Below are 22,525 nucleotides of genomic sequence, written 5' to 3'. Positions count from 1 at the left end.
CGGCCGTGCGGGGCGGGGGAGGGGCCGGCTCAGGCCCGGTGCCGGGGCACGTGCTGCGCCTCGGGCCCCACCGGCGCCTCCGCACGCGTCTGCGCCTGCGGCCCGCGGCCGCCGTCCTCCTCGTACAGGCCCTCGAAGTACTCCTCCTCGGTGACCTCGTGGTCCTCACCGCGCCGCCAGCGCCCGCCCACGAACACCGTGGCCCCCAGCACCAGCGCCACCGGCACGAACACACCCAGCGGCAGCAGCGCCAGCGCACCCTCCAGACCGGGCACCTCCGGCAGCCGGTCCAGCAGGTGCCCGCGCAGCAGCGCCACACCCGTCACAAAGGCCAGGAACAGCGACACCGACAACGGCAGCATCGGGGTCAGTCGCGGGGGAACGGCCATCAACGCCACGATGATCCCCACACCCACCAGGCCGGCCAGGACCAGTGGGCCGCTGCCCTCCAGCACACCGCGCTCGGCGGCGTGCAGCGAACGCAGGTGGGAGTAGGCCCAACCGCAGGCCAGCAGCAGCACGGGGGCAAGGATCAGACCGGACAGGAAGCCGACGACATGTCGCACGGGGGTGCTCCTCTCAGGGGTTGCGCGACACCTTAGCGGCAAACCCTGTGTTCAGCACCCGAACCACCACCAACCGGGACCACTCGCCCCCACCGGTCCACCACCCCCGCCCCCCGCCACCGCTAGGGTGCCACCGTGACCGACGAGCACCCCGACCCCGACGTCGTCGACCTGGCCACCCGCCTGTTCGGCTGCGCCCGCACCGGCGACACCGCCACCCTGACCGCCTACATCGACGCCGGCGTCCCCGCCAACCTCACCAACCACAAGGGCGACACCCTGCTCATGCTGGCCGCCTACCACGGCCACCGGGCCACCGCCGCCGCCCTCCTGGAACGCGGAGCCGACCCCGACCGCCTCAACGACCGCGGCCAGTCCCCGCTGGCCGGCGCCGTCTTCAAGGGCGAGGAGGAGGTCATCACCCTGCTCCTGGCCCACGGCGCCGACCCCGACACCGGAACCCCCAGCGCCCGCGAGACCGCCCGCGCCTTCGACCGCACCGACCTGCTCGCCCTCCTGGACACCCCACCCGGCCGGGCCTGAGAACGCGGCGGGCGCCGCACCCCCGCGGTGGGGGAGCGGCGCCCGCGTTCGACCACAGGGCTCAGAGGGGTCAGGGGGCCTCGGGGTCCCGGCGCAGCGCGTCGGCGCCGCCCCGCCCGTCCAGCGGCAGGATCCGGTCCGAGGGCGGGGTGCCGAACCGCTTGCGCACCTCGAACGCCACCAGCGCCACCACGACCGCGCCCAGCGACGTCAGCAGGGCCGGACGCTGCTCGGGGATGACCAGCATCGCCACCCCGATCACCACCAGACCGACCAGCGTGGCCCAGGTCAGGTACGGGAACGCCCACATCGCGAACCCCAGCCGCCGCGGCTCGCGCTCGCGGACCCGGCGCCCCACCACCAGCTGGGAGGCGCAGATGGTCACGAACAGCACCAGCAGGATCGCCCCGATGGAGGCCACCAGGAACGGGAACACGTGCCCGGGGAACAGGTACTCGGCCACCGCGGCCACGTACCCCACCACCGTGCCCAGCAGGATCGCCCGCACCGGCACACCGCGCCGGTTGGTGCCGCGCAGCACGTGCGGGGCGTCCCCCTGCCGGGTGAGGGTGAACAGCATCCGCGAAGACGTGTACATCGCGGCGTTGAGCACGCTCAGCACGGCGATGAACACCACGATCTCCATGATCAGCGCCGCACCCGGGATCCCGATGTGCTCCATGGCCGCCACGAACGGGCTGACCCCCGGCTCCACCGTGCCCCAGGGCAGCACCATCACGATCACCAGGATCGAGGCCACGTAGAACAGGCCGATCCGCCACAGCACACTGGTGACCGCACCGGCCACCCCGCGCTCGGGCTCGGCGCTCTCCCCGGCGGCCACGGTGATGATCTCCACGCCGCCGAACGCGAACAGCACCACCACGGTGGCGGCCAGCACGGCCGTCCACCCCTGGGGCGCGAACCCGCCGTGCTGCCACAGGTTGGCGACCGAGGAACCGTCGGCGCCCTGCCACAGGCCCAGCGCCCACGCGCCGCCGATGAACAGGAACGCCACGATGGTCGCGACCTTGACCAGGGAGAAGAACGACTCGGTCTCGGCGAAGACCCGCACCGAGATCAGGTTGGCGGCCGTCATCGACAACAGGACCGCCAGGGCCAGGACCCAGGCCGGGACACCGGGGATCCACCCCGACAGGATGGTGGCACCGGCGACGGACTCGGCGGCCACCAGGACCGCGTACATCCACCAGTAGACCCAGCCGATGGCGAAGCCCGCGCGCGGGCCGAAGGCCAGGCGCGCGTAGTCGGAGAAGGAACCACCGGCCGGGACCGACACGACCATCTCGCCCAGCGCGCGCAGGGTCAGAAAGACCAGGGCGCCGGCGATGGCGTAGGAGACCACGGCCGCGGGGCCGGCCGTCTGGATGACCGCTCCGGAGCCGATGAACAGGCCCGCCCCGACCGATCCGCCGATGGCGATGAGCGCCATGTGGCGGCGCCGCAGGGTATGGGCCAGTCCGGTGGTGGTGGACTGATCTGGGGTGTTCGCCGCAGGGTTGGGCGGCGTTGTACTGCTCGTCACACGGTCAACACTAAGAGCACACCGTCACCCCGCTGAGCACCGCCCCCACAAAAAACACCCGATCAGCCCACCAATATGGGACACATCACAGCAAAACCCGGACAACCTTCGCACACGTGATCGGCGCAACCCACACCCGCGATCACTACCACCCCGTACCGTGACCGCCACCACCCCACCGGTCCGTACCGGACCACGCCACCCTCCCCACCACGGGGGAGGCGCACCACCGCCCCACCGTGCGACGATCACCCTGTGCGCCACCTCACCCGACCGCTCACCGCGGCCACCCGACCCTTCACCAGCGCCCACACCTACCGCCGCTGGGCCTACCTCATCATCGGCGGCGCACTCCTGACCCCCTACGCCATGGCCGGACTCGTCCTGGCCACCCTCATCACCCAGGGCGGCAGCGCCCAGGGCCAACCCGACGCCACCTCCTGGGCCCTGGCCCTGCTCATCACCCTCACCGGCCTGGCCGCCACCGCCCGCATCCCCGCCGTCGCCGACGCCCAGCACCAACTCGCCCGCACCCTGCTGCGCGGCCCCCTGGACCGCCTCCCCGACACACCCCCCGCACCCGGCGCACGCACCTTCCTGTGGCTGTGCCTGCACACCCTCACCGGCATGGCCGTCTGCCTGGCCACCATGACCGGCCTCACCGAATCCGCCCTCCTGGCCATCGCACCCCTGACCGGCACCCCCGCCACCGGACCCTTCACCCTCCTGAACATCCCCCTCGGCACCGGACCGCGCCTGGCCGGCCCCCTCCTGGGCCTGGCCCTGCTCCTGGCCCTCATCGCCGCCATCGCCCTCACCGGCCACCTCCTGGCCCACCTCGCCCCCCGCCTGCTGGGCCCCTCACCCGCCCGCCTGCTCGCCGACGCCCAGGCCCGCGCCCGCACCCTGGCCGAACGCAACCGCCTGGCCCGCGAACTCCACGACTCCCTGGGCCACGCCCTGTCCGTCGTCACCCTCCAGGCCGCCACCGCCGCCCGCCTCATCGACACCGACCCCGACTTCGCCCGCCAGGCCCTCACCCACATCGCCGACCAGGCCCGCACCGCCACCGCCGACCTCGACCACGCCCTGGGCATCCTGCGCGAGGACACCCCCGCCCCCACCGCACCGCCCCCCGACCTCACCCACCTGCCCCACCTGGCCCAGAGCGCCTCCCACACCGGCACACCCCTGCACCTGACCCTGGACGGCGACCCCCACGCCGTCCCCGCCCTGCTCTCCCGCGAGGCCTACCGCATCGCCCAACAGGCCCTCACCAACGCCCTCACCCACGCACCCGGCCACCCCCTCGACCTCACCCTGCGCATCACCCCCCGCCACCTGCACCTGGTCGCCACCAACCCCCTCCCGCCCCGCCGCCTGGGCCGGCGCCGCACCGGCGGCCGCGGCATCACCGGCATGCAGGAACGCGCCCACCTGCTCGGCGGCACCCTCACCGCCGGACCCCGCCCCACCACAGACCCCGACCGTTGGACCCTGGACCTCACCCTGAACTGGAAAGACACCGACACCCCATGATCCGGATCGCCCTGGTCGACGACGAAGCCCTCATCCGCGCCGGACTCGCCGCCCTCATCAACGCCGAACCCGACATGGAGACCGTCGGCCAGACCGACGACGGCACCGGCGTCCCCGACCTGGTCGCCCGCACCCGCCCCGACCTGGTCCTCATGGACGTGCGCATGCCCCGCCTGGACGGCATCCAGGCCACCCGCACCCTCACCGCCCGCACCGACCCGCCCCGCGTCCTGGTCCTGACCACCTTCGACAACGACGCCTACGTCTGGGACGCCCTGCGCGCCGGCGCCACCGGGTTCCTCCTCAAGCGCACCCCGCCCGAGGACATCCTGGCCGCCATCCGCATCACCCACCGCGGCGAGAACCTGCTCTTCCCCGCCGCCCTGCGCGACCTGGCCGCCACCCGCCCCGCACAGACCACCCCCGCGGCCCGCGCGGTGGCCGCCCTCACTCCCCGCGAGTCGGAGACGCTCACCCTCATCGCTCAGGGGCTCACCAACACCGAGATCGCCCACCGCCTGCACCTGGGCACCGAGACGGTCAAGACCCACGTCTCCAACATCCTCACCAAGCTCGGCGCCCGCGACCGCACCCAGGCCGTCATCGCCGCCTACGACTCCGGGTTGGTCCGGGCCCGCGGCTGACCGGCACGGGGGAGGAACGAGGCGGGAGAGCGGAGCCGGACGGCGGGGGAGCGGGGGAGTAGGGGAGAGGGGACGAACCCCGACGAACCCACCCCACCACGGCGCCCCGCGCGACGACACGCCCACCACAACCCCAACACAAGGTTACGAGACTGCTACTTTCGGCAATCACATTCCGTCGCACCACCGGGAGCAGCACCGTGCCGACCATCGACCTCGACCACATCAGCACCCTCTACCGCACCCACCGCGACGACCTCGCCCGCACCCGCGACCACATCCGCACCCTGCCCACCACCCTCCCGCCCACCCCCGCACCCGACGACATCGAAGCCGAGATCACCTACCTCCTCATCCGCCACCACACCCCCGACCACATCGTCCGCATCGGCACCACCACCAGCACCGCCACCGCCTGGACCCTCACCGCCCTGCACCACAACGGCACCGGCCACCTCCACACCTTCGACAACCACGACCCCCACCCCCACCACCTCCCACCCGGCATGGACCCCCAACGCTGGCACCACACCAAAGGCGACGTCCGCGCCAAACTCACCCACCTGCCCGAACACACCGGATTCCTCACCCTCGACAGCACCCACGGCGGCTGGTTCGCCCGCTGGTACCTCCACCACCTCCTGCCCACCCTCACCCCCCACACCCCCATCGCCGTCCACGGCGTCTTCCGCCACCCCCACACCCCGCCCTTCACCGAAGGCGCCCTCGTCCTGTCCTGGCTCGCCAACAACACCACCGGCTACTTCACCGCCTCCGCCGCCCGCGCACCCCACACCCACCGCGCCCTCACCGACCTCAAAACCGACCTCGACCTCCACACCCCCCTGCACACCACCCGCACCGACCCCGCGATCTTCTTCCACCTGCCCCACCGCCCCCACCCCGCCTCACCCGCCACCACCCGGCCCCGCGCCCACGCCACCACCTGACCCCGCCCACAAAAAAACGGGGGGCGGCCACCGGCCACCCCCCGCACACACACCCACGGGTCACACCCCGTCGGCCTCCAACGAACGACCCTCACGCGCCGCCGCACTCTCACGCACCCACACCACATCGGCCGCATCCGACACGATCCGCGTGAAATCCACCGGCTGATCCAGACTCACCATGTGACCCGCCCGCGGCACGTTCAACAGACGCCCCTCCACACACGCCTCGAAGAACTGCCGCTCATGCAGCCGGAAATGATCCCGCGCCCCGTTCACCAACCACACCGGCCCCGGATACTGCTCCAACGCCGACAACGCGTCCATCTCCGCCACCGCGTCGATCACCGCCGTCGCCGCCTCCACCGCCAACCCGCCGTCCAGCACCGCCTCAGCAGCCGTATCCCGCAACGTCAACCGGTGAAAACGCTCGTTCAACGTCGCACCCTTGTCCGGCAACCGATCCATCAACACCGCCGGAATCCGGTACACCTGCGCCAACGCCTGCGCCGGCTTGGCCGTACAACTGGCCGCCACCAGCCCGGCCACCTTCCCCGGCGCCGCCGCGGCCGTCGCGATCGACACGAACCCGCCCAGGCTCAACCCCACCAGAAGAGCCCGACCGCCCACACCGTCGATCGCCTCCACCACCGCGTCCACCGCACGCCCCAGCGAGAAATCCTCACCCCGCCGCGACCCGTGACCCGGCAGGTCAGGCGTCACCACCCGCCGCCCCTGCTCCGTCAACAACTCCACCTGCGGACGCCACATACTCCCCGACACCCGCAGACCATGAACCAGAACGATCGGAAGATCCACCGGACCGCCCACGCACCCCACCCCTCACACCTGGTAGCGCACCGTCACCGGCGCATGATCGGACCAACGCCCCGCACGATCGGGATACCGCTCCACACGGCCCTCCACCACACGACCCGCCAACCCCGGCGTGGCCACCTGGTAGTCGATGCGCCACCCCGTGTCATTGTCGAAAGCACGCCCACGATACGACCACCACGAATACGGGCCCTCCTGGTCCGGGAACAACCCCCGCACCACATCCACATACCCGGCCTCGCCGAACACCCGGTCCATCCACGCCCGCTCCTCGGGCAGGAACCCCGAGTTCTTCACGTTCCCGCGCCAGTTCTTCAGGTCGACCTCCCGGTGCGCGATGTTCCAGTCCCCGCACACCACCAGATCCCGACCCAGCGCCTCCAGTTCCGCCCGACGCCCGACCAGATAGGGCAGGAACGCCTTCATGAAGCGCTCCTTCTCGTCCTGGCGCTCGGTCCCCACCTCACCCGAGGGCAGATACAGGCTCGCCACCGACACCCGACCGAAATCCGCCTCCAGATACCGGCCCGACTCCTCGAACTCCGCCTCGCCGAACCCCACACGCACCGCATCGGGCTCCACCCGCGAATACACCGCCACCCCGGCCCGCCCCTTGGCCTTCGCCGGAGCCAGCACCACATGCCACCCCGGGGGAGCGGCCACCTCCGGCGGCAACTGCGCCGCCTCCGCACGCACCTCCTGTAGGCACACCACATCGGCCGCCGAAGCCGACAACCAGTCCGCGAACCCCGGCGACTTCTTCGCCGCGGCCCGCAACCCGTTCACGTTCACCGTCGAGATCACCATCGTCTGCTGCACGCACACAGCCTAGCCAGCACCACCCACGGCCTCACCGCGATCACCCCCGGCCACCAACCGCCGCACCACCCCGTACGTCCGGTTCGACGACGCCGCATCCCGCGTCGCCCGCGCCGTCACCTCGATGTACGCCTGCGACGACGCCACCGACGCATGCCCCAGCAGATGCATGATCTCCGTCACCGACGCACCGTCCTCCGCCAACCGCGTCGCGAACGTATGCCGCAACGCGTGCACCAGCGTCCCCCGCGCCACCCGGTCGTGCACCCCCGCATGCCGGTAACACTGCCGCACCAGATACTGCAACCCGCCCCGGCGCAACCCCTCACCCCGGTTGTCCACCAACAACGGATCCGACCCCGCCACCGCCCCGAACCGCTCCCGCCGCGTCACCAGATACACCTCCAGCAACACCTCCAACGGCCGCTCGATCGGCAGCACCCGCTCACCACCCCCCTTCCCGACCACCCGCACCCGCATCTCACCCGACCGCCCCGACACCGAATCCACCCGCAACGCCAACATCTCCGCCGACCGCATCCCCGTCAGCAACGCCAACGCCAACACCGCCAGATCCCGCTCCGGCCACGGATCCCGCGCCTTGCGCGCCCCCTGCGCCAACGCCTCCAACAACCGCTCCGGCGTGTCCTCACCCCGCAACGGCTTGGGACCCGACGGCCGCACCCGCGGCCGCGGCACCGCCGACATCGGATTCCCCGACACCACCCGCTCCGACACCCAGAACCCGAAGAACCCGTTCCACGTCGACCACGCCCTCAACACACTGGACGCCGCCCGCGACGACGCGAACTCCGCAAAAGCCGCCCGCAGCGTCGGCACGTCCAGCTCCGCCCACCGCAACCCCTCCGCCTCCACCCCCCGCACCCGGGCCGCACACCCCAACACCCCCAACAGGTCCCGCCGGTACGCCGCCACCGTGTGCTCCGACGGCTTGGCCGCCCGCCGCGCCACCAGATACTCCTCCACCGCATCCACCAGACGCTCGCTCATGCCCCACAGCATCCCCGATCCCGACCCCCACCACCCACCCGGCACCGCGTACCCCACCGCACCGAATCCCCGCACCCCACTGCCAAAATCCCCACCATGGCAAAGATCCACGAATCCATCACCGAACGCCTGTCCCGCTTCCTCCTCGACCAACCCGTCTTCTTCGTCGGTACCGCACCCCTGGCCGACGACGGCCACGTCAACGTCTCACCCAAAGGCATGGACGGCACCTTCGCCGTCCTGGACGAACACCGCGTCGCCTACCTCGACTACACCGGCTCAGGCATCGAGACCATCTCCCACCTGCGCGAGAACGGCCGCATCGTCCTGATGTTCTGCGCCTTCACCGGACCCCCCAACATCGTCCGCCTCCACGGCCGAGGCCGCTCCGTCACCCCCGCCGACCCCGAATTCGCCACCCTGCGCACCCACTTCCCCAAACAGCGCACCCTCGGCCAACGCGCCGTCATCGTCATCGACGTCCACCGCATCTCCGACTCCTGCGGCTTCTCCGTCCCCCTCATGGACCTGCGCGGAGACCGCGACCTCCTCGACCGCCACCACGAACACCGCGACCCCGACTACTTCACCGACTACCACCGCAACCGCAACGCCATCGGCATCGACGGCCTCCCCGGCCTGCCCACCTGACCCGCACACGACAACGGGCGCGGACCCCACGGTCCGCGCCCGCCCAGGGGAGCGGGGGAGAGGCCCCTCAGACCCCCACCACCTCCCGCGCACCCCGCGCGATCTGCACATCCTCACGCGTCGGCACCACCAACGTCCGCACCGACGCCCCCGCACCCGAGATCTCCACCACCTCCCCGGACACCCCCTCGTTCACCGACCGGTCCACCACCACCCCCAGAAAACCCAACCCCTCCGCCACCGCCCACCGCACCGGCGCCGACCGCTCACCCACACCCGCCGTGAACACCAACACGTCCAACCCGCCCAACGCCGCGGCCATCGCCGCCACCGACGCCCGCAACCGGTGCACGTACACCCCGAACGCCAACACCGACCGCGCCTCGCCCCGGCCGACCCCCGCCAGCACCTCCCGCATGTCCGCCGTCCCCGCCAACCCCGTCAGACCCCCACCGCGCTCCAACCCCTCCGCGACCTCGTCCGCACCCAACCCGGCCTCACGCTGCAACCACAGCACCATCCCCGGATCCACCGTGCCCGAACGCGTCGCCATCACCAGCCCCTCCAACGGCGTGAACCCCATCGTCGTGTCCACACACCGCCCCTCCAGCACCGCCGCCAACGACGCCCCCGCACCCAGGTGCGCCGTCACGATCCGCCGCCCACCCGTCAACTCCGCCGCCACCCCCGACACGTACGCGTGCGACAACCCGTGGAACCCGTACCGCCGCACCCCGAACCGCTCCCGCCACTCCAGCGGCACCGCGTACGTGAACGCCTCCGCCCCCAACGACGCATGGAACGCCGTATCGAAACACGCCACCTGCGGCACCCCCGGCACCGCCTCCGTGATCGCCCCGATCCCCGCCAACGCCTTGGGCTGGTGCAACGGCGCCAACGGCGTCAACGCCGCCAACCGCTCCACCACCCCCGCGTCCAACAGCACCGGCTCCACGAACTCCCGACCCCCGTGCACCACCCGGTGCCCCACCACGTCCGGGGCAGGCAACCCCTCCAGGAAACCCCGCACCGCCACCGGATCCCACCCGCCGACCACCAGCTCGATCGTCTCCGACCCCGACACCGTGTCATCGGAGTCCAGCATGCTCAGCTTCAGCGTCGACGACCCCGCGTTGACCACCAGCACCCGCATCAGTACGGCCACACCCAATCCCTGATATCCGCCGGATCCTCACCGTGCTCCCTGGTGTAGGCCCGGTGCCGCAACCGCTCGTCCACCATCCTCTGCCGGATGTGCGCCGCCCGCTCACCCAACCCCGGCACCCGGTCGATCACATCGATCACCAGATGGAACCGGTCCAGGTCGTTCAGCATCACCATGTCGAACGGCGTCGTCGTCGTGCCCTCCTCCTTGTACCCCCGCACGTGCAGGTGCTCGTGGTTGCGCCGCCGGTACGCCAACCGGTGCACCAGCCACGGATACCCGTGGAACGCGAAGATCACCGGCCTGTCCGACGTGAACAGCGCCTCGTACTCCGCGTCCGGCATCCCGTGCGGATGCTCGCTCGCCGGCTGCAACCGCATCAGATCCACCACGTTCACCACCCGCACCCGCAACTCCGGGAACAACTGCCGCAGCAGGTCCGCCGCCGCCAGCGTCTCCAACGTCGGCACATCACCCGCACACGCCAGCACCACGTCCGGGTCACCGCCCCCGTCCGTGCTCGCCCACTCCCAGATCCCGATCCCGCGCGTGCAGTGCAGGACCGCCTCCTCCACCGACAGGTAGTCCAGCGCCGGCTGCTTGCCCGCCACCACCACGTTGATGTAGTCCTTGGACCGCAGGCAGTGGTCCGCCACCGACAGCAGGGTGTTCGCGTCCGGCGGCAGGTACACCCGCACCACCGACGACGGCTTGTTCAGCACCACGTCCAGGAACCCCGGATCCTGGTGCGTGAACCCGTTGTGGTCCTGCCGCCACACGTGCGAGGTCAACAGGTAGTTCAGCGACGCGATCGGCCGCCGCCACGCCAACCCCCGCGACACCTTCACCCACTTGGCGTGCTGGTTGAACATCGCGTCCACGATGTGCACGAACGCCTCGTAGCAGCTGAACAGCCCGTGCCGCCCCGTCAGCAGGTAGCCCTCCAACCACCCCTGGCACAGGTGCTCGCTCAGCACCTCCATCACCCGCCCCCGCCGGGCCAGGTGCTCGTCCACCGGGAGGATCTGCGCCTCCCACACCTTGTCCGTCGCCTCGTACACCGCCGACAGCCGGTTCGACGCCGTCTCGTCCGGACCCACCAGCCGGAAGTTGTCCGGGTTGTGGCGGATCACGTCCCGCAGGAAGTGCCCCAGCACCCGCGTCGCCTCACTGGTGTGCGTGCCGTGCCCCTCGAACACCGCCCCGTAGCGCCGGAAATCCGGCAGCCGCAGATCCTTCAGCAGCAGACCACCGTTGGCGTGCGGGTTCGCGCTCATCCGCCGCTCGCCCGCCGGCGGCAGCCCCCGCAGCTCCTCCACCGGCGCACCCGACTCGTCGAACAGCTCACGGGGCCGGTACGACAGCATCCACTCCCGCAGCATCCGCCGGTGCTCGTCGTTGGAGCGCACCCGCGTCAACGGCACCTGGTGGGACCGCCAGGTGTTCTCCACCGGGACCCCGTCCACCTCCTTGGGACCCGTCCACCCCTTGGGGGAGCGCAGGATGACCACCGGCCAGGCGGGACGCCGCTCCAGCTCCGAGGTCCGCGCCACCCGCTGGATGTCCGCGATCCGGTCCAGCGCCTCGTCCAGGGCCTCGGCCATCCGCCCGTGCATGTACACCGGGTCGTCGCCGCTCACCATGATCGGGTGGTAGCCGTGGCCCTCGAACCGCTTGAGCAGCTCGTCCTCGGGGATGCGCGCCGACACCGTCGGGTTGGCGATCTTGTACCCGTTCAGGTGCAGGATCGGCAGGACGGCGCCGTCGGTCGCCGGGTCCAGGAACTTGTTGGAGTCCCAGCTGCCCGCCAGCGGCCCGGTCTCGGCCTCGCCGTCGCCGACGATGCAGGCGACCACCAGGTCCGGGTTGTCGAACGCCGCCCCGAACGCGTGCGCGAGCGCGTAGCCCAGCTCGCCGCCCTCGTGGATGGAGCCGGGGGTCTCGGGGGCGACGTGGCTGGGGATGCCGCCGGGGAAGGAGAACTGGCGGAACAGGCGCTGCATGCCCGGCCCGTCGCGGCTGACGTCCCGGTAGATCTCGCTGTAGGTGCCCTCCAGCCAGGCGTTGGCGACGGCGGCGGGGCCGCCGTGGCCGGGGCCCATGATGTACATCATGTCGAGGTCGCGGGCCTTGATGACCCGGTTCAGGTGGGCGTAGCAGAAGTTCAGGCCGGGGGTGGTGCCCCAGTGGCCGAGCAGGCGGGGCTTGATGTGCTCGGGGCGCAGCTCCTCTTTGAGGAGGGGGTTGTCGAGCAGGTAGATCTGGCCGACGGAGAGGTAGTTGGCGGCGCGCCAGTAGGCGTCGATGCGTTCGAGTTCGTCCTGGCCGAGTCCCATGCGTTTCTCCCTGGCTGGTGTGGTCGGGGGAGTGCGGGGATCGGCGGGCTCCACGGGTGAGGGGAGGGGCTCGTCGATCAGGGCCACGGTAACCGCCGGGGATCGCCGAACTCCAGACGCGGAGCCGGGTCGGTGACCTTCGGGAGGGAGGTGGGAGGGGACGGCCCGAAACGGGCAGTAAGGCTTATAGGGATCGTTTGGCAAGTAACTTCACAAAGACACGCAAATGATGCATAAAGCATGTTATGCATCAAAACTAGTCGGATTCGGGAAGGGGGTCGGGGTGGGGGCGGGGAGGGTCTGTTGTGGCGTTTCCGCAGGCCCTCGGTGCCAGAGGGTCGGGCGCCATGGGGTGGGGGTGGATGGGCCGCGGGCCAAGCTCCGGGGCTCCGGAGTGCTCCGGAGCGGGCGCCCGGACCGTTCCCGTGGTCGGCCTTCCCGTCGTGTGACCCTGCGGAGTCGGCGATCACCCGGCGTCACCATGCGGGTTCTCGGATGCTGGCCGCCTGAGCGGCCGCCCGTGGAGGGCTCCAGGGCGCCACGGCGGCTCCGGGCCGGCGGCGGCCGATCCAGCAGAGCCCTTGAGGGCGCCCGGACGGCGCCGGAACGCGGAAACGCCTGCGCCACAGGCGTTCCAGCCCCTCTCGGCCGTTATCAGTCCACCGCCGATAATGCACATTATGTCAAGTAAAGCTCGAAAGGGCCTTCCCCGCGGGGTTTCCCGGTTCTCGCATGGAGGACAGAACCTGACCTCCACCATCTCTAGAGTGAGAGCCACGGACACGGAGCCACCACGAGGAGCACGATGGGCACCCCCACCACCTGGCAGGACATGACCGCGCGGCGCCTGTGGCGGCACGGGCTCGCCGTCCCCGGCGACAGCGCCGCCGACGTCGTCTCGGCGATGTGCGGCGCCCACGCCCAGGTGATGTCGGCGGCCGAGCTGTCGGTGGGACTGCGTCTCAAGGGCGCGGACCGCACCCACGTGCGGTCCGCGCTGTGGGACACCCACGAGCTGATCAAGACCTTCGGTCCGCGCGGGACCGTGCACCTGCTGCCCGCCCGCGAACTCCCCCTGTGGGCCGCGGCGCTGGACGCCGCCGAGCGCGCGGGCAACCCCAAGGTCTTCCACCAGGGGCTGCTCACCCCGGAGCAGGTCCAGGAGCTGGTCGTCGCCGTCACCGAGATCCTCGCCGACCAGGAGCTGACCGTCGACGAGCTCACCGAGGCGCTGGCCGCGCACGCGGGCCCCTGGGCGGCGGACCGGGTCATGGACGCGTTCCAGGACAAGTGGCCGCGCTGGCGGGCGGCGACGCAGACGCTGGCCAACCGGGGTGCGCTGTGCTTCGGTCCCACGCGCGGGCGCAAGGTGACCTACACGAGTCCGCGCCGGTGGCTGCCGGGCTTCGCCCCGGCGGACACCGACACGGCGCTGGCGCACGTGGTGCTGTCCTACCTGCGGGCCTACGGTCCGGCGACGCCGCAGCACTTCGCGCAGTGGACGGCGACGCCCAAGCGGTGGGCGAGCGCGCTGTTCGCGTCGCTGGAGGAGCGGATCGAGCCGGTGGAGGTCGAGGGGGCGGTCGCCTACCGGGTGGCGGGTGACGTCGGGGCGGCGCCGGGGCCGGTGCCGGAGGTGCTGCTACTCCCCTATTTCGACGCCTACACGGTGGGGGCGCATCCGCGTGAGGTGGTCTTTCCGGGTGCGGCCCACCGGCGGGCGCTGGCGGGGTCGCAGGCGGGCAACTACCCGGTGCTGTACCTGGACGGTGTGGCGGCGGGTGTGTGGCACCAGCGGCGTTCGGGGCGCCGGCTGGATGTGACGGTGGAGGCTCTGGTGCCGCTCTCGGCGGCCCGCCGCGAGGCGGTGGCCGAGCGGGTGGAGCGGATCGGTGGGGTCCTGGAGGCGGTGCCGCGGCTGAGCTTCGACACCATCACGGTGGGCCCGCACGCCTGAGCCGGGGGGCCGCCTCTCCCCCGGGCTCCGATCCGAGCAGGTGTCGTCCATCCGACACCTGTCGGCGGTCAGCGGTCCGCGCCGGCACACTTCGACGCATACCGAAGTGTCCGCTGCCTAGGGTCGTTGACCATGACATCCAACGGATACACGCATGCGTCGACCGACTCCGGTGACCACCTTCGGATCGAACCGAGCATCCTCTACTTCGGCACCCCGGTGGCCCTGATCTCCACCCTCAACGGCGACGGGACGCCCAACCTGGCCCCCGTCTCCTCGGTGTGGGCCCTGGGCATGACGGTGGTCCTGGGCTTGGGCGCCACCGGTCAGACGGCCCGCAATCTGGGGGAACGCCCCGAACTTGTGGTGAACCTGCCTTCGGAGGACCTGTGGGAGCACGTTGAGCGGTTGGCGCCGCTGACCGGGAGGTCCCCCGTCCCCGAGGGGAAGCCGCCGGGGTGCCGTTTCGAGGCGGACAAGTTCGGTGCGGCGGGTCTGACCGCTCGTGGGGCCGAGCTGGTGGGTCCGCCGAGGGTGGCCGAGTGCCCCTTGCAGTTGGAGGCCAGGGCGCGCCGGGTACGACCGGACGATTCCGGTGGCCATGTCGTGGTCGAGGCCGAGGTGGTGCGCGTCCACGCGCAGGAACACGTGGTGGTGCCCGGGACGCACCACGTCGATCCCGTGCGCTGGCGGCCGCTGGTCTACAGTTTCCGCCACTATTTCGGGCTCGGGGGCGAGTTGGGGCGCTCCTACCGTTCGGAGACGCCGATGTCACGTTCGGTCGGTGTCCGACCCTGACAGGATCGGGCGTATCGGTCCGGTGCCGGAGTTGATCCTCCTCTCCTCCCCTCAGGGGTGGGCCTCTCCCCTGCCGTCGCGGGGGGCGAATGCGCGCAGGGCGTCGGCGTCGCTGAAGCGGGCGCGCAGGTAGGTGTCGGCCCAGGTGCGGGCGTCGGGGTAGGTGCTGTCGGTCGCGATGGCCTCGACCGCGGCGTCGGTGTCCACGGGGGTGTGGCGCAGGTGGACCTGGCCGTTGTGGAGCAGGGCCCAGGATCCGCCGGGGCGGCCGTAGGGCATGCCGACGCTGCCGGGGTTGATGCACAGGCGGCGGTCGACCAGGCGCAGGAAGGGCATGTGGGTGTGTCCCATGACGACGGTGCGGATGCTGTCGTCGAGGCCGTCGAGCACCTGGGCCCAGCGTTCGAGGGAGGAGTCGACGAGGACGACCTCCTCGTCGTCGCGGGGGGTGCCGTGGCAGAAAACGGTGGGGCCGAATCCGCGGATGTCGAGGTGGACGGGGTGGGGCAGGGAGGCGAGGAGGTCGACGCTGACGGGCGAGCACCTGGCCGACTACGTCGGCGCCTGAGGGGTGCGGGGTCGGCCGTGCGATGCGGCCGGCCCCGCGGTTCCGGCCGCCTCTCCCCCGCCGCGGTCAGTGGGCGGTGAAGTCGTGGCGGGGTGCCTTGTACAGGCGGAACCACAGGCGGGCGCGCACCTTGGCGGCGGAGGTCAGGACGGTGAAGGGGACGGGGGTGTTCCCCGTGTCCTTGACGGCCTGGTGGAGGTAGTCGCGCAGTTGCCACACCCGGGCGGGGTCGTTGCCCGGGCCCGAGGCGAGCAGGGCCTCGACCTCCTCGGTGGTCAGGCCCAGGTCGGTGGCGGCCTGGGTGGTGGTCAGCCCGGTGAGGGCGAGGTTGGCGCGCAGTTCGCGGCCGGTGCGGGCGATCTCTTCGGTGGTGAGCGACATGGTGTCCTCCTGGGTGGGTGTGCGGGAAGCGGGCGGGTCTCAGCCGATGCGGCCCAGGGGCCGGGTGGGGACGGCGTCCAGGGCGGCCAGGGTGTCGGGGTCCAGGCGGATGTCGCCGGCGGCGGTGTTGGCCTCCAGGTGGGCGAGGGTGGCGGTGCCGGGGATGAGCAGCATGCGGTGGTCGTGGTGGAGCAGCCAGGCCAGGCCGATCTGTGCGGGGGTGGCGTCCAGGTCGCGGGCGGCCCGTTGGACGGCGGGTTCGTCGGTGACCTTGGCCAGGCCGGGGAAGGCGCCGCCCAGGGGGAAGTAGGGCACCCAGGCGATGTCCTGGGCGGCGCACAGCTTCAGCAGGTCCTCGTCCTGGCGGGCCACGAGGCTGTAGGCGTTCTGGACGCAGGCGATGCCCGCGGGCAGGGCGCGGCGCAGTCCGTCGAGGTCGATGCTGCTCAGGCCGATGGCGCCGATGAGGCCTTCGTCGCGCAGGGCGGTCATGGTGGCGAGCTGGTCGTCGAGGTCCACGCGCTGGTCCTCGGGCAGGGGGATGCGGGCGCCGGTGTCCATGCGGCGCAGGTTGACCAGGGGGATCCGTTCCAGGCCCAGGGCGCGCAGGTTGGTGTGGACGTCGGCGCGCAGCTCTTCGGGGCGTTGTGCGGGGCGCATGGGGTAGGGGCCGCCGGGGTCGGGGGCGGCGCCGATCTTGGTGGCCAGGGTGATGTCGTCCCCGGGGTCCAGTGCTCGGCGCAGGAGGTCGTTGACCAGGCCGTCGCCGTAGAACTGGGCGGTGTCGATGTGGTCGATGCCCAGGTCCAGGGCGCGGTGCAGCAGGGTGAGGGCGGTGTCGGGGTCCCGGTGCAGGCGTGCGAGCTGCATGGCCCCGTAGCCGATGCGGGCGACGGTGCGCTCGCCCAGGCGGGCGGTGCCGCCGGGGCGCGGGGTCGTGGGGTCCGGTGTGGTGGCGGTCATCGTGCGTCCTCGGTTCTCGTGGGACGATGGGCGAAGCGGAGGGGTCTCCGCTCGGATACCGTAACACTGAACGGAGGGGCCTCCGCTTTGTATTCCCCCGATACGCCGCCCCCGGACGGAACCGCTCCGGAGCCGCGGCCGCTGCGCGCCGACGCCCGCCGCAACCGCGAGCGGTTGATCGAGGCCGCCCGGGCCCGGCTGGCCCGCGGACGGGGCCCGCTGTCCCTGGAGGGTGTGGCCCGCGACGCCGGGGTGGGGATCGGCACGCTCTACCGCCACTTCCCCACCCGGGACGCGCTGGTGGGAGCCCTGTACGCGGCCGAGCTGGACGAGCTGGCCGCGAGCGCGGCCGCCCTCCTGCGGGAGCTGCCCCCGGAGCGGGCGCTGCGGGCCTGGGTGCTGCGCTATGCGCGCTTCGCCGCGGCCAAGCGCGGCATGGCCGACACCCTGCGGGCCGCGATGGCGGCGGGCACGATCGAGTCCTCGGCCACCTGGGCGCGCATCTCGGCCGCGGTCGGGCCCCTGCTGGAGGCCGGGGCGCGGGAGGGTTCACTGCGCGCGGACGTGGACGCCGACGATGTCACCGCGATGCTGCTGGGGGTGTCCCTGGCCACCGCCCGCGAGGAGGGGGTCGAGCGGACCGGGCGCCTGCTGGACCTGGTCCTGGACGCGCTGCGCCCCTGACCCGCGGGTCCCGGGGCGGGTGGCGGGGGCTCTAGAGGGTGCGGGACCAGTTCTGGCCGATGAGGTCGGTGCCGAAGGAGTGGTGGGGTTCCTCGTCGGTGAGGGTGAACCCGTGGGCCTGGTAGATGCGGCGGGCGGAGGTCAGGACGCTGTTGGTCCACAGGGTCATGCGTGCGGCTCCGGTCTGGCGGGCGAAGTCCAGGCACTGTTCGACCAGGAGGGTGCCCAGGCCCAGGCCGCGGGCGGCGGGGTCGACCAGGAGCAGGCGCAGGCGGGCGGTGCCGTCGGGGTCGGTGACGCAGAAGACGCAGCCGGCGCGGGCGCCGTCGGCCCGGGCGATCCAGGCGCCGCGGGGTCCGTCCCGGTCGTCCTGGCGGGTGTAGTCGGCGACGATGCGGGCGACCAGGGCCTCGAAGTCGGTGTTCCAGCCGAACTCGCGGGCGTAGAGCTCGCCGTGGGCCTGGATGACCCAGCCCAGGTCGCCGGGTTCTCCCAGGGGTCTGATCTCGACCTTCGGCTCGCCCATGACCGCACCTCCGCTACTGAAACACTCGTTTCAGTGCGATGATAGCCCCGTGACGGCGGCAGAGACAAACACCCCCTCGGCGCGCGAGAGCGAACTGCTGGAGGCGGCCTACACCTACGCGCTCGGCCACGGGCTGGCCGAGCTGTCCCTGCGCCCGCTGGCGGCGGCGATCGGCTCCAGCCCGCGGGTGCTGCTCTACCTGTTCGGGAGCAAGGACGGGCTGATCCGCGCCCTGCTGGCCCGCGCCCGCCGGGACGAGCTGGCCCTGGTGGAACGCGTCGGGCGGGCGCGCGAGCCGGGCGGCGACCTGGCCTCCACGGCGCTGGAGCTGTGGCGGTGGCTGGCCGACGACTCCCACCGGGCCCTGTTGACCCTGTGGGCGGAGAGCTACGTGCGTTCGCTGACCGAGCCGCGGGGGCCCTGGGCGGGGTTCGCCGAGGCCACGGTGCGGGACTGGCTGGAGCTGCTGGCCGGGGCGCAGGGGGAGGACGAGCGCGCCACCCCCGGCGGGGCGGCCCGGCGCACGGTGGTGCTGGCGGTGCTGCGCGGCGCGCTGCTGGACCTGCTGGCCACCGGGGACGCGGAGCGCACCACGGCGGCGGTCGAGCTCGCGCTGTCCGCGCCCGCCTGAGCGCTCCCGCCTGACTCCGCCCGTGCGGGTCTAGCAGGGGCCGTCGGGGCCCAGCACGCCGGCGACGGCCGCGCAGGCGTCGCCTTCCACCGGTTCCAGCCCCGCGGCCACCCGCCGCAGCAGGTCCCGGAACACCTCCCGCTCCCCCGGCTCCAGCCCGGCCAGCAGCGGGCCCTCGGCGGCCACCACCCGGGCGCGCAGCCGGTGCAGGGTGCGGGTGCCGTGGTCGGTGGCGACGATGTGCCGCTGGCGGCGGTCGCGCGGGTTGGGGCGGCGCTCCACCAGGTCGGCCCCGGCCAGGTCGTCGATGACGTAGGTCATCACGGTGCGGTCGATGCCCAGCCGGGTGGCCAGGGCCAGTTGGCTGAGGGGTTCGCCGTCCACGGCCGCGGACAGGATCTGGTAGCCCCGCGGCCCGTGCGGCAGGTCGCCGACGACCTGGCCGACGGCGGCGTGGTAGCCGCGCACCAGCACGCCCAGTTCCCGTCCGAAGTCGCGGGCGTCGGCCGGCGCGGGGTCGGTGGCGCTCATGGCCGCCATGGTAGCGGCCCGCCGCGGGAGGGTCCGGGCGGCGGGTGCCGCCGCCCGGACCACGCCGGTCAGCCCCGGAAGTTCGCGGGGCGCTCGGGCGAGGCGGCGGCCAGCGCGGCCTCGACCTCGGCCACTCCCCCGCGCAGCCCGTAGACGGGCGACTCGGGCTGCTGGCGCCAGGAGTCGTCGATGCCCCCGGCGTCGACGGTGTCGAAGCCCAGCGCGTCGACCAGGGCGCGCACGACCTTCTTGGCGGCCTCGTCGTCGCCGGCGACCGGGACGGCGAGGCGCTCGGGGTCCCCGGCCGGGCGGGGCCGCTCCAGCAGGTCCGAGGCGTAGGTGCCGTTGAAGACCTTGACGACCGGGTGGCCCAGGTGGCCCTCCACCCAGCGGCTCTCGGTGGTCCCGGTGTCCTCGATGGCGGCGATGCGGCCGTCGCGCTCGCGCGGGTAGTAGTTGTTGGTGTCGATCACGACGACGCCCTGGGCCGCCTCGGCCAGCAGGTCCTCGGGCAGGTCGGGGATGTTCTTGAGCGGGATGGTGACCACGACGACCTCGGCCCCCCGGGCCGCCTCGGCGGCGGTGGCCGGGGTGGCGCCGGTCTCTGCGGCCAGGTCGGCCAGGGTGTGGGGGCCGCGTGAGTTGGCGACGCGTACCTCGTGGCCCAGGGCGGTCAGGCCGCGGGTGAGGTTGCCGCCGATGTTGCCCGCTCCGATGATGCCGATCCGCATGGGACCGTCCCCTTACTTCTCGTGAGGTGTGGTGCCTTCGACGCTAGGACGGCGCCCGCCGGATGACCAATGAGGATTTCCGGTGTCCGGTATCAAGAATCCTATGGTTCCGACGGGAATAGTGGAGAAATGTCAGCCCGCGGCCGGTGCGGTGCCGCGGAAGGTGCGCCGGTAGGCGGCCGGGGACACGCCCAGGGCGGTGCGCAGGTGCTGGCGCAGGGAGGCGCCGGTGGCGAACCCGACGCGGGAGGCGACCTCGTCCACGGCCAGGTCGGTGGATTCCAGCAGGTGGCGGGCGTGTTCCACGCGTTGGGCGGTGAGCCAGCGGCCCGGGCTGGTGCCGACCTCCTCGGTGAAGCGGCGGACGAAGGTGCGGCGGCTCATGCGGGCGTGCGCGGCCAGGTCGGCCAGGGACAGGGGTGTGTGCAGGTGTTCCAGGGCCCACTGGCGGGTGGCGGCGGTGCCGGTGCGGTCGGGGTCGGGGACCGGGTGCTCGATGTACTGGGCCTGGCCGCCGTCGCGCCAGGGCGGGACGACGCAGATGCGGGCGACGTGGTTGGCGACCTGGCTGCCGTGGTCGCGGCGCACCAGGTGCAGGCACACGTCCACGCCGGAGGCGGCCCCGGCCGAGGTGAGCACGTCGCCGTCGTCGACGAACAGGACGTCGGGGTCCAGGTCCACGCGGGGGAACCAGGAGCGGAAGACGTCGGTGAGCGCCCAGTGGGTGGTGGCCGGGCGCCCGTCCAGCAGTCCGGCGGCGGCCAGGACGAACGCGCCGGTGCAGATGGAGACCAGGCGGGTGCCCGGGCGCAGGCCGGTCAGGGCCGCGCGCAGCGCGGGCGAGGGGTCGCGGGCGATGCGGGCGGTGTCGAACGGGGGGATGACGACGGTGTCGGCCCAGTCCAGGAGTTCGGGTCCGTGGTCGACGGCGATGGAGAAGTCGGCGTTGGTGCGCACCGAGGGGCCGTCCAGGGCGCAGGTGCGCACCCGGTAGCGGCCGTCGGCGGCGCCGAACACCCGGGAGGGGATGCCCAGTTCGAAGGGGTAGACGCCGTCCAGGGCCAGGACGGCGACGCGGTGCGGGCGGGGTTCTGCGGCCATGGCACGATCATATCGAAAGATGGCGATCATGCCATTGTGTTCGGGGGCGGCCGCGACCAGGCTGGTTCCCATGAGTCACACGAGCGAAGAAGCGACGATGCGGGCGATCTCCCAGAGCGGGTACGGCGGCCCCGAGGTGCTGCGGGAGGTGCGCCTGCCCCGGCCGGTGCCCGGGCCGAGCCAGGTCCTGGTGCGGGTGCGCGCCGCCGGGGTCAACCCCACCGACTGGAAGCACCGGGCGTTCCCGGGGTTCGTGGACCGGCTGCCGGTGGTGCTGGGCTGGGACGTGGCCGGTGTGGTGGAGGCGGTCGGGTACGGGGTCACCCTGTTCGCGCCGGGCGACGCGGTGTTCGGGATGCTCCCCTACCCGCACGGGGTGGGCTCGCACGCCGAGTACGCGGTGGGGCCGACCCGGGCGTTCGTGCCGATCCCCGACGGGGTGGACCACGTCCAGGCCGGGGCGCTGCCGCTGGTGTCGCTGACCGCCTGGCAGGCCCTGGTGGACACCGCCGACGTGCGGCCCGGGCAGCGGGTGCTGGTGCACGCCGCCGCGGGCGGGGTGGGGCACGTGGCGGTGCAGATCGCCAAGGCCCGTGGGGCGTATGTGATCGGCACCGCCAGCGCGGCCAAGCACGGGCTGCTCAAGGAGTGGGGGGCCGACGAGGTGGTGGACTACCGGGAGGTGGACTTCACCGAGGTGGTGCGCGACGTGGACGTGGTGCTGGACCCGCTCGCCGGTGAGGTGCTGAGCCGCTCGCTGGAGGTGCTGCGGCCGGGCGGGATCGCGGTGTCGATCCTGGCGGTGACCCCCGAGCACCGGGCGAAGGCGCGGGAGCTGGGTGTGCGGGTGACCGACGTGCTGGTGGAGGCCGACCAGGCGGGGATGGCGGCCGTGGCCGACCTGGTGGAACGCGGCCTGCTGCGGGCGCACGTGCAGGAGGTGTTCCCGCTCGCGGAGGCGGCCAAGGCGCACGCGCTGGGCGAGACCGGGCACGTGACCGGCAAGCTGGTCCTGGAGGTCTGACCGGACGGAAAGGGGGGTCGCAC

General features: G+C 72.4%; 24 protein-coding genes. 10 read left to right on the top strand and 14 right to left on the bottom strand.

Translation table 11 applies throughout. The annotated features are described in order from the left end of the window. Window positions 1–29: 29 nt before the first annotated feature. Window positions 30–566 (bottom strand): hypothetical protein, encoded by a 537-nt coding sequence (locus ACJOT3_RS15600; protein ID WP_406973321.1) that lies wholly within the window; start codon window positions 564–566, stop codon window positions 30–32. 135 nt (window positions 567–701) lie between these two features. Here ACJOT3_RS15600 and ACJOT3_RS15595 point away from each other — a divergent pair, with 135 nt between their 5' ends. Continuing rightward, window positions 702–1,109 (top strand): ankyrin repeat domain-containing protein, encoded by a 408-nt coding sequence (locus tag ACJOT3_RS15595; RefSeq protein WP_406973319.1) that lies wholly within the window; start codon window positions 702–704, stop codon window positions 1,107–1,109. A 70-nt stretch (window positions 1,110–1,179) separates the two neighbouring features. On the opposite strand, the gene ACJOT3_RS15590 is transcribed toward ACJOT3_RS15595, so the two are convergent. Further along, window positions 1,180–2,562, bottom strand: coding sequence for an amino acid permease (locus tag ACJOT3_RS15590; RefSeq protein ID WP_406973329.1), 1,383 nt, complete (start codon window positions 2,560–2,562; stop codon window positions 1,180–1,182). 348 nt (window positions 2,563–2,910) lie between these two features. Here ACJOT3_RS15590 and ACJOT3_RS15585 point away from each other — a divergent pair, with 348 nt between their 5' ends. The 3 genes from ACJOT3_RS15585 to ACJOT3_RS15575 all read left to right on the top strand — a co-directional run bounded on the left by ACJOT3_RS15585 (window position 2,911) and on the right by ACJOT3_RS15575 (window position 5,788). Further along, window positions 2,911–4,194, top strand: a complete 1,284-nt coding sequence (locus tag ACJOT3_RS15585) for a sensor histidine kinase (RefSeq protein WP_406973317.1) — start codon at window positions 2,911–2,913, stop codon at window positions 4,192–4,194. Beyond that, window positions 4,191–4,838, top strand: a complete 648-nt coding sequence (locus ACJOT3_RS15580; RefSeq protein ID WP_406973315.1) for a response regulator — start codon at window positions 4,191–4,193, stop codon at window positions 4,836–4,838. Before ACJOT3_RS15585 ends, ACJOT3_RS15580 begins: the two co-directional genes overlap by 4 nt. A 200-nt stretch (window positions 4,839–5,038) precedes the next feature. Beyond that, complete coding sequence (locus tag ACJOT3_RS15575) at window positions 5,039–5,788, top strand: class I SAM-dependent methyltransferase (protein WP_406973313.1); 750 nt, start codon at window positions 5,039–5,041, stop codon at window positions 5,786–5,788. A 60-nt stretch (window positions 5,789–5,848) separates the two neighbouring features. On the opposite strand, the gene ACJOT3_RS15570 is transcribed toward ACJOT3_RS15575, so the two are convergent. From ACJOT3_RS15570 to ACJOT3_RS15560, 3 genes are read right to left on the bottom strand one after another with little or no spacing between them, the layout of a single operon-like run. After that, window positions 5,849–6,607 (bottom strand): alpha/beta fold hydrolase, encoded by a 759-nt coding sequence (locus ACJOT3_RS15570; RefSeq protein WP_406973311.1) that lies wholly within the window; start codon window positions 6,605–6,607, stop codon window positions 5,849–5,851. 24 nt (window positions 6,608–6,631) lie between these two features. Continuing rightward, window positions 6,632–7,432: an exodeoxyribonuclease III gene (locus tag ACJOT3_RS15565; protein WP_406973327.1), complete on the bottom strand. Its 801-nt coding sequence runs from the start codon at window positions 7,430–7,432 to the stop codon at window positions 6,632–6,634. Between the two features lie 21 nt (window positions 7,433–7,453). Further along, on the bottom strand, window positions 7,454–8,467 hold the full coding sequence (locus ACJOT3_RS15560) for a tyrosine-type recombinase/integrase (RefSeq protein ID WP_406973309.1): 1,014 nt from the start codon (window positions 8,465–8,467) through the stop codon (window positions 7,454–7,456). Between the two features lie 84 nt (window positions 8,468–8,551). Here ACJOT3_RS15560 and ACJOT3_RS15555 point away from each other — a divergent pair, with 84 nt between their 5' ends. After that, on the top strand, window positions 8,552–9,106 hold the full coding sequence (locus ACJOT3_RS15555) for a pyridoxamine 5'-phosphate oxidase family protein (protein ID WP_406973307.1): 555 nt from the start codon (window positions 8,552–8,554) through the stop codon (window positions 9,104–9,106). A gap of 67 nt (window positions 9,107–9,173) precedes the next feature. On the opposite strand, the gene ACJOT3_RS15550 is transcribed toward ACJOT3_RS15555, so the two are convergent. Both ACJOT3_RS15550 and ACJOT3_RS15545 read right to left on the bottom strand, forming a co-directional pair. Next, window positions 9,174–10,259, bottom strand: coding sequence for an acetate/propionate family kinase (locus tag ACJOT3_RS15550; protein WP_406973325.1), 1,086 nt, complete (start codon window positions 10,257–10,259; stop codon window positions 9,174–9,176). Beyond that, entirely contained in the window at window positions 10,259–12,607 is a 2,349-nt protein-coding gene (locus tag ACJOT3_RS15545; RefSeq protein ID WP_406973305.1) for a phosphoketolase family protein, read from the bottom strand. The genes ACJOT3_RS15550 and ACJOT3_RS15545 overlap by 1 nt, the downstream gene beginning before the upstream one ends. 805 nt (window positions 12,608–13,412) lie before the next feature. On the opposite strand from ACJOT3_RS15545, the gene ACJOT3_RS15540 reads away from it, so the two are divergent. Then, window positions 13,413–14,564 (top strand): winged helix DNA-binding domain-containing protein, encoded by a 1,152-nt coding sequence (locus ACJOT3_RS15540; RefSeq protein WP_406973303.1) that lies wholly within the window; start codon window positions 13,413–13,415, stop codon window positions 14,562–14,564. 132 nt (window positions 14,565–14,696) lie between these two features. Next, entirely contained in the window at window positions 14,697–15,362 is a 666-nt protein-coding gene (locus tag ACJOT3_RS15535) for a flavin reductase family protein (RefSeq protein WP_406973301.1), read from the top strand. A gap of 51 nt (window positions 15,363–15,413) precedes the next feature. Here ACJOT3_RS15535 and ACJOT3_RS15530 read toward each other — a convergent pair whose 3' ends face one another. From ACJOT3_RS15530 to ACJOT3_RS15520, 3 genes are all read right to left on the bottom strand, one after another. Beyond that, window positions 15,414–15,872 carry a metallophosphoesterase family protein gene (locus tag ACJOT3_RS15530; RefSeq protein WP_406982381.1) on the bottom strand — a complete coding sequence of 153 codons (459 nt, stop codon included), beginning with the start codon at window positions 15,870–15,872 and terminating at the stop codon, window positions 15,414–15,416. Between the two features lie 124 nt (window positions 15,873–15,996). Further along, complete coding sequence (locus tag ACJOT3_RS15525; RefSeq protein WP_406973299.1) at window positions 15,997–16,311, bottom strand: DUF2316 family protein; 315 nt, start codon at window positions 16,309–16,311, stop codon at window positions 15,997–15,999. A 39-nt stretch (window positions 16,312–16,350) separates the two neighbouring features. Beyond that, a complete protein-coding gene (locus ACJOT3_RS15520; protein ID WP_406973297.1) occupies window positions 16,351–17,274 on the bottom strand; it encodes an aldo/keto reductase in 924 nt (307 codons plus the stop codon). A gap of 87 nt (window positions 17,275–17,361) precedes the next feature. Here ACJOT3_RS15520 and ACJOT3_RS15515 point away from each other — a divergent pair, with 87 nt between their 5' ends. Continuing rightward, window positions 17,362–17,958 carry a TetR/AcrR family transcriptional regulator gene (locus ACJOT3_RS15515; protein ID WP_406973295.1) on the top strand — a complete coding sequence of 199 codons (597 nt, stop codon included), beginning with the start codon at window positions 17,362–17,364 and terminating at the stop codon, window positions 17,956–17,958. A gap of 31 nt (window positions 17,959–17,989) precedes the next feature. Here the strand turns inward: ACJOT3_RS15515 and ACJOT3_RS15510 are convergent, their stop codons facing one another. Beyond that, the gene (locus ACJOT3_RS15510; RefSeq protein ID WP_406973293.1) at window positions 17,990–18,484 is read right to left on the bottom strand and encodes a GNAT family N-acetyltransferase; all 495 of its coding nucleotides are present in this window, start codon (window positions 18,482–18,484) and stop codon (window positions 17,990–17,992) included. Between the two features lie 49 nt (window positions 18,485–18,533). On the opposite strand from ACJOT3_RS15510, the gene ACJOT3_RS15505 reads away from it, so the two are divergent. After that, window positions 18,534–19,115 (top strand): TetR/AcrR family transcriptional regulator, encoded by a 582-nt coding sequence (locus tag ACJOT3_RS15505; protein WP_406973291.1) that lies wholly within the window; start codon window positions 18,534–18,536, stop codon window positions 19,113–19,115. Between the two features lie 30 nt (window positions 19,116–19,145). Here the strand turns inward: ACJOT3_RS15505 and ACJOT3_RS15500 are convergent, their stop codons facing one another. The 3 genes from ACJOT3_RS15500 to ACJOT3_RS15490 all read right to left on the bottom strand — a co-directional run bounded on the left by ACJOT3_RS15500 (window position 19,146) and on the right by ACJOT3_RS15490 (window position 21,478). Beyond that, complete coding sequence (locus ACJOT3_RS15500) at window positions 19,146–19,646, bottom strand: MarR family winged helix-turn-helix transcriptional regulator (RefSeq protein ID WP_406973289.1); 501 nt, start codon at window positions 19,644–19,646, stop codon at window positions 19,146–19,148. A 68-nt stretch (window positions 19,647–19,714) separates the two neighbouring features. After that, window positions 19,715–20,377: an NADPH-dependent F420 reductase gene (locus ACJOT3_RS15495; protein WP_406973287.1), complete on the bottom strand. Its 663-nt coding sequence runs from the start codon at window positions 20,375–20,377 to the stop codon at window positions 19,715–19,717. A 132-nt stretch (window positions 20,378–20,509) separates the two neighbouring features. Then, complete coding sequence (locus ACJOT3_RS15490; RefSeq protein WP_406973285.1) at window positions 20,510–21,478, bottom strand: GlxA family transcriptional regulator; 969 nt, start codon at window positions 21,476–21,478, stop codon at window positions 20,510–20,512. A gap of 70 nt (window positions 21,479–21,548) precedes the next feature. Between ACJOT3_RS15490 and ACJOT3_RS15485 the strand changes: the two genes are divergently transcribed. Continuing rightward, window positions 21,549–22,502, top strand: a complete 954-nt coding sequence (locus tag ACJOT3_RS15485; RefSeq protein ID WP_406973283.1) for an NADP-dependent oxidoreductase — start codon at window positions 21,549–21,551, stop codon at window positions 22,500–22,502. Window positions 22,503–22,525: the final 23 nt, after the last annotated feature.

The sequence above is a fragment of the Nocardiopsis protaetiae genome (assembly GCF_045446735.1).
Lineage (GTDB): Bacteria > Actinomycetota > Actinomycetes > Streptosporangiales > Streptosporangiaceae > Nocardiopsis > Nocardiopsis protaetiae.
The sequence above is the reverse complement of the archived record's forward strand: the minus strand, read 5'-3'. Positions and strand labels throughout refer to the sequence as shown.

What these genes read in the sequence shown, in the direction of transcription:
- ACJOT3_RS15500 (WP_406973289.1), bottom strand. Translation starts at nt 19,646, where the DNA reads ATGAGCGCCACCGACCCCGCGCCGGCCGACGCCCGCGACTTCGGACGG.
- ACJOT3_RS15485 (WP_406973283.1), top strand. Translation starts at nt 21,549, where the DNA reads ATGAGTCACACGAGCGAAGAAGCGACGATGCGGGCGATCTCCCAGAGC.
- ACJOT3_RS15555 (WP_406973307.1), top strand. Translation starts at nt 8,552, where the DNA reads ATGGCAAAGATCCACGAATCCATCACCGAACGCCTGTCCCGCTTCCTC.
- ACJOT3_RS15580 (WP_406973315.1), top strand. Translation starts at nt 4,191, where the DNA reads ATGATCCGGATCGCCCTGGTCGACGACGAAGCCCTCATCCGCGCCGGA.
- ACJOT3_RS15490 (WP_406973285.1), bottom strand. Translation starts at nt 21,478, where the DNA reads ATGGCCGCAGAACCCCGCCCGCACCGCGTCGCCGTCCTGGCCCTGGAC.
- ACJOT3_RS15590 (WP_406973329.1), bottom strand. Translation starts at nt 2,562, where the DNA reads ATGGCGCTCATCGCCATCGGCGGATCGGTCGGGGCGGGCCTGTTCATC.
- ACJOT3_RS15565 (WP_406973327.1), bottom strand. Translation starts at nt 7,432, where the DNA reads ATGGTGATCTCGACGGTGAACGTGAACGGGTTGCGGGCCGCGGCGAAG.
- ACJOT3_RS15545 (WP_406973305.1), bottom strand. Translation starts at nt 12,607, where the DNA reads ATGGGACTCGGCCAGGACGAACTCGAACGCATCGACGCCTACTGGCGC.
- ACJOT3_RS15550 (WP_406973325.1), bottom strand. Translation starts at nt 10,259, where the DNA reads ATGCGGGTGCTGGTGGTCAACGCGGGGTCGTCGACGCTGAAGCTGAGC.
- ACJOT3_RS15560 (WP_406973309.1), bottom strand. Translation starts at nt 8,467, where the DNA reads ATGCTGTGGGGCATGAGCGAGCGTCTGGTGGATGCGGTGGAGGAGTAT.
- ACJOT3_RS15525 (WP_406973299.1), bottom strand. Translation starts at nt 16,311, where the DNA reads ATGTCGCTCACCACCGAAGAGATCGCCCGCACCGGCCGCGAACTGCGC.
- ACJOT3_RS15540 (WP_406973303.1), top strand. Translation starts at nt 13,413, where the DNA reads ATGGGCACCCCCACCACCTGGCAGGACATGACCGCGCGGCGCCTGTGG.
- ACJOT3_RS15535 (WP_406973301.1), top strand. Translation starts at nt 14,697, where the DNA reads ATGACATCCAACGGATACACGCATGCGTCGACCGACTCCGGTGACCAC.
- ACJOT3_RS15510 (WP_406973293.1), bottom strand. Translation starts at nt 18,484, where the DNA reads ATGGGCGAGCCGAAGGTCGAGATCAGACCCCTGGGAGAACCCGGCGAC.
- ACJOT3_RS15495 (WP_406973287.1), bottom strand. Translation starts at nt 20,377, where the DNA reads ATGCGGATCGGCATCATCGGAGCGGGCAACATCGGCGGCAACCTCACC.
- ACJOT3_RS15520 (WP_406973297.1), bottom strand. Translation starts at nt 17,274, where the DNA reads ATGACCGCCACCACACCGGACCCCACGACCCCGCGCCCCGGCGGCACC.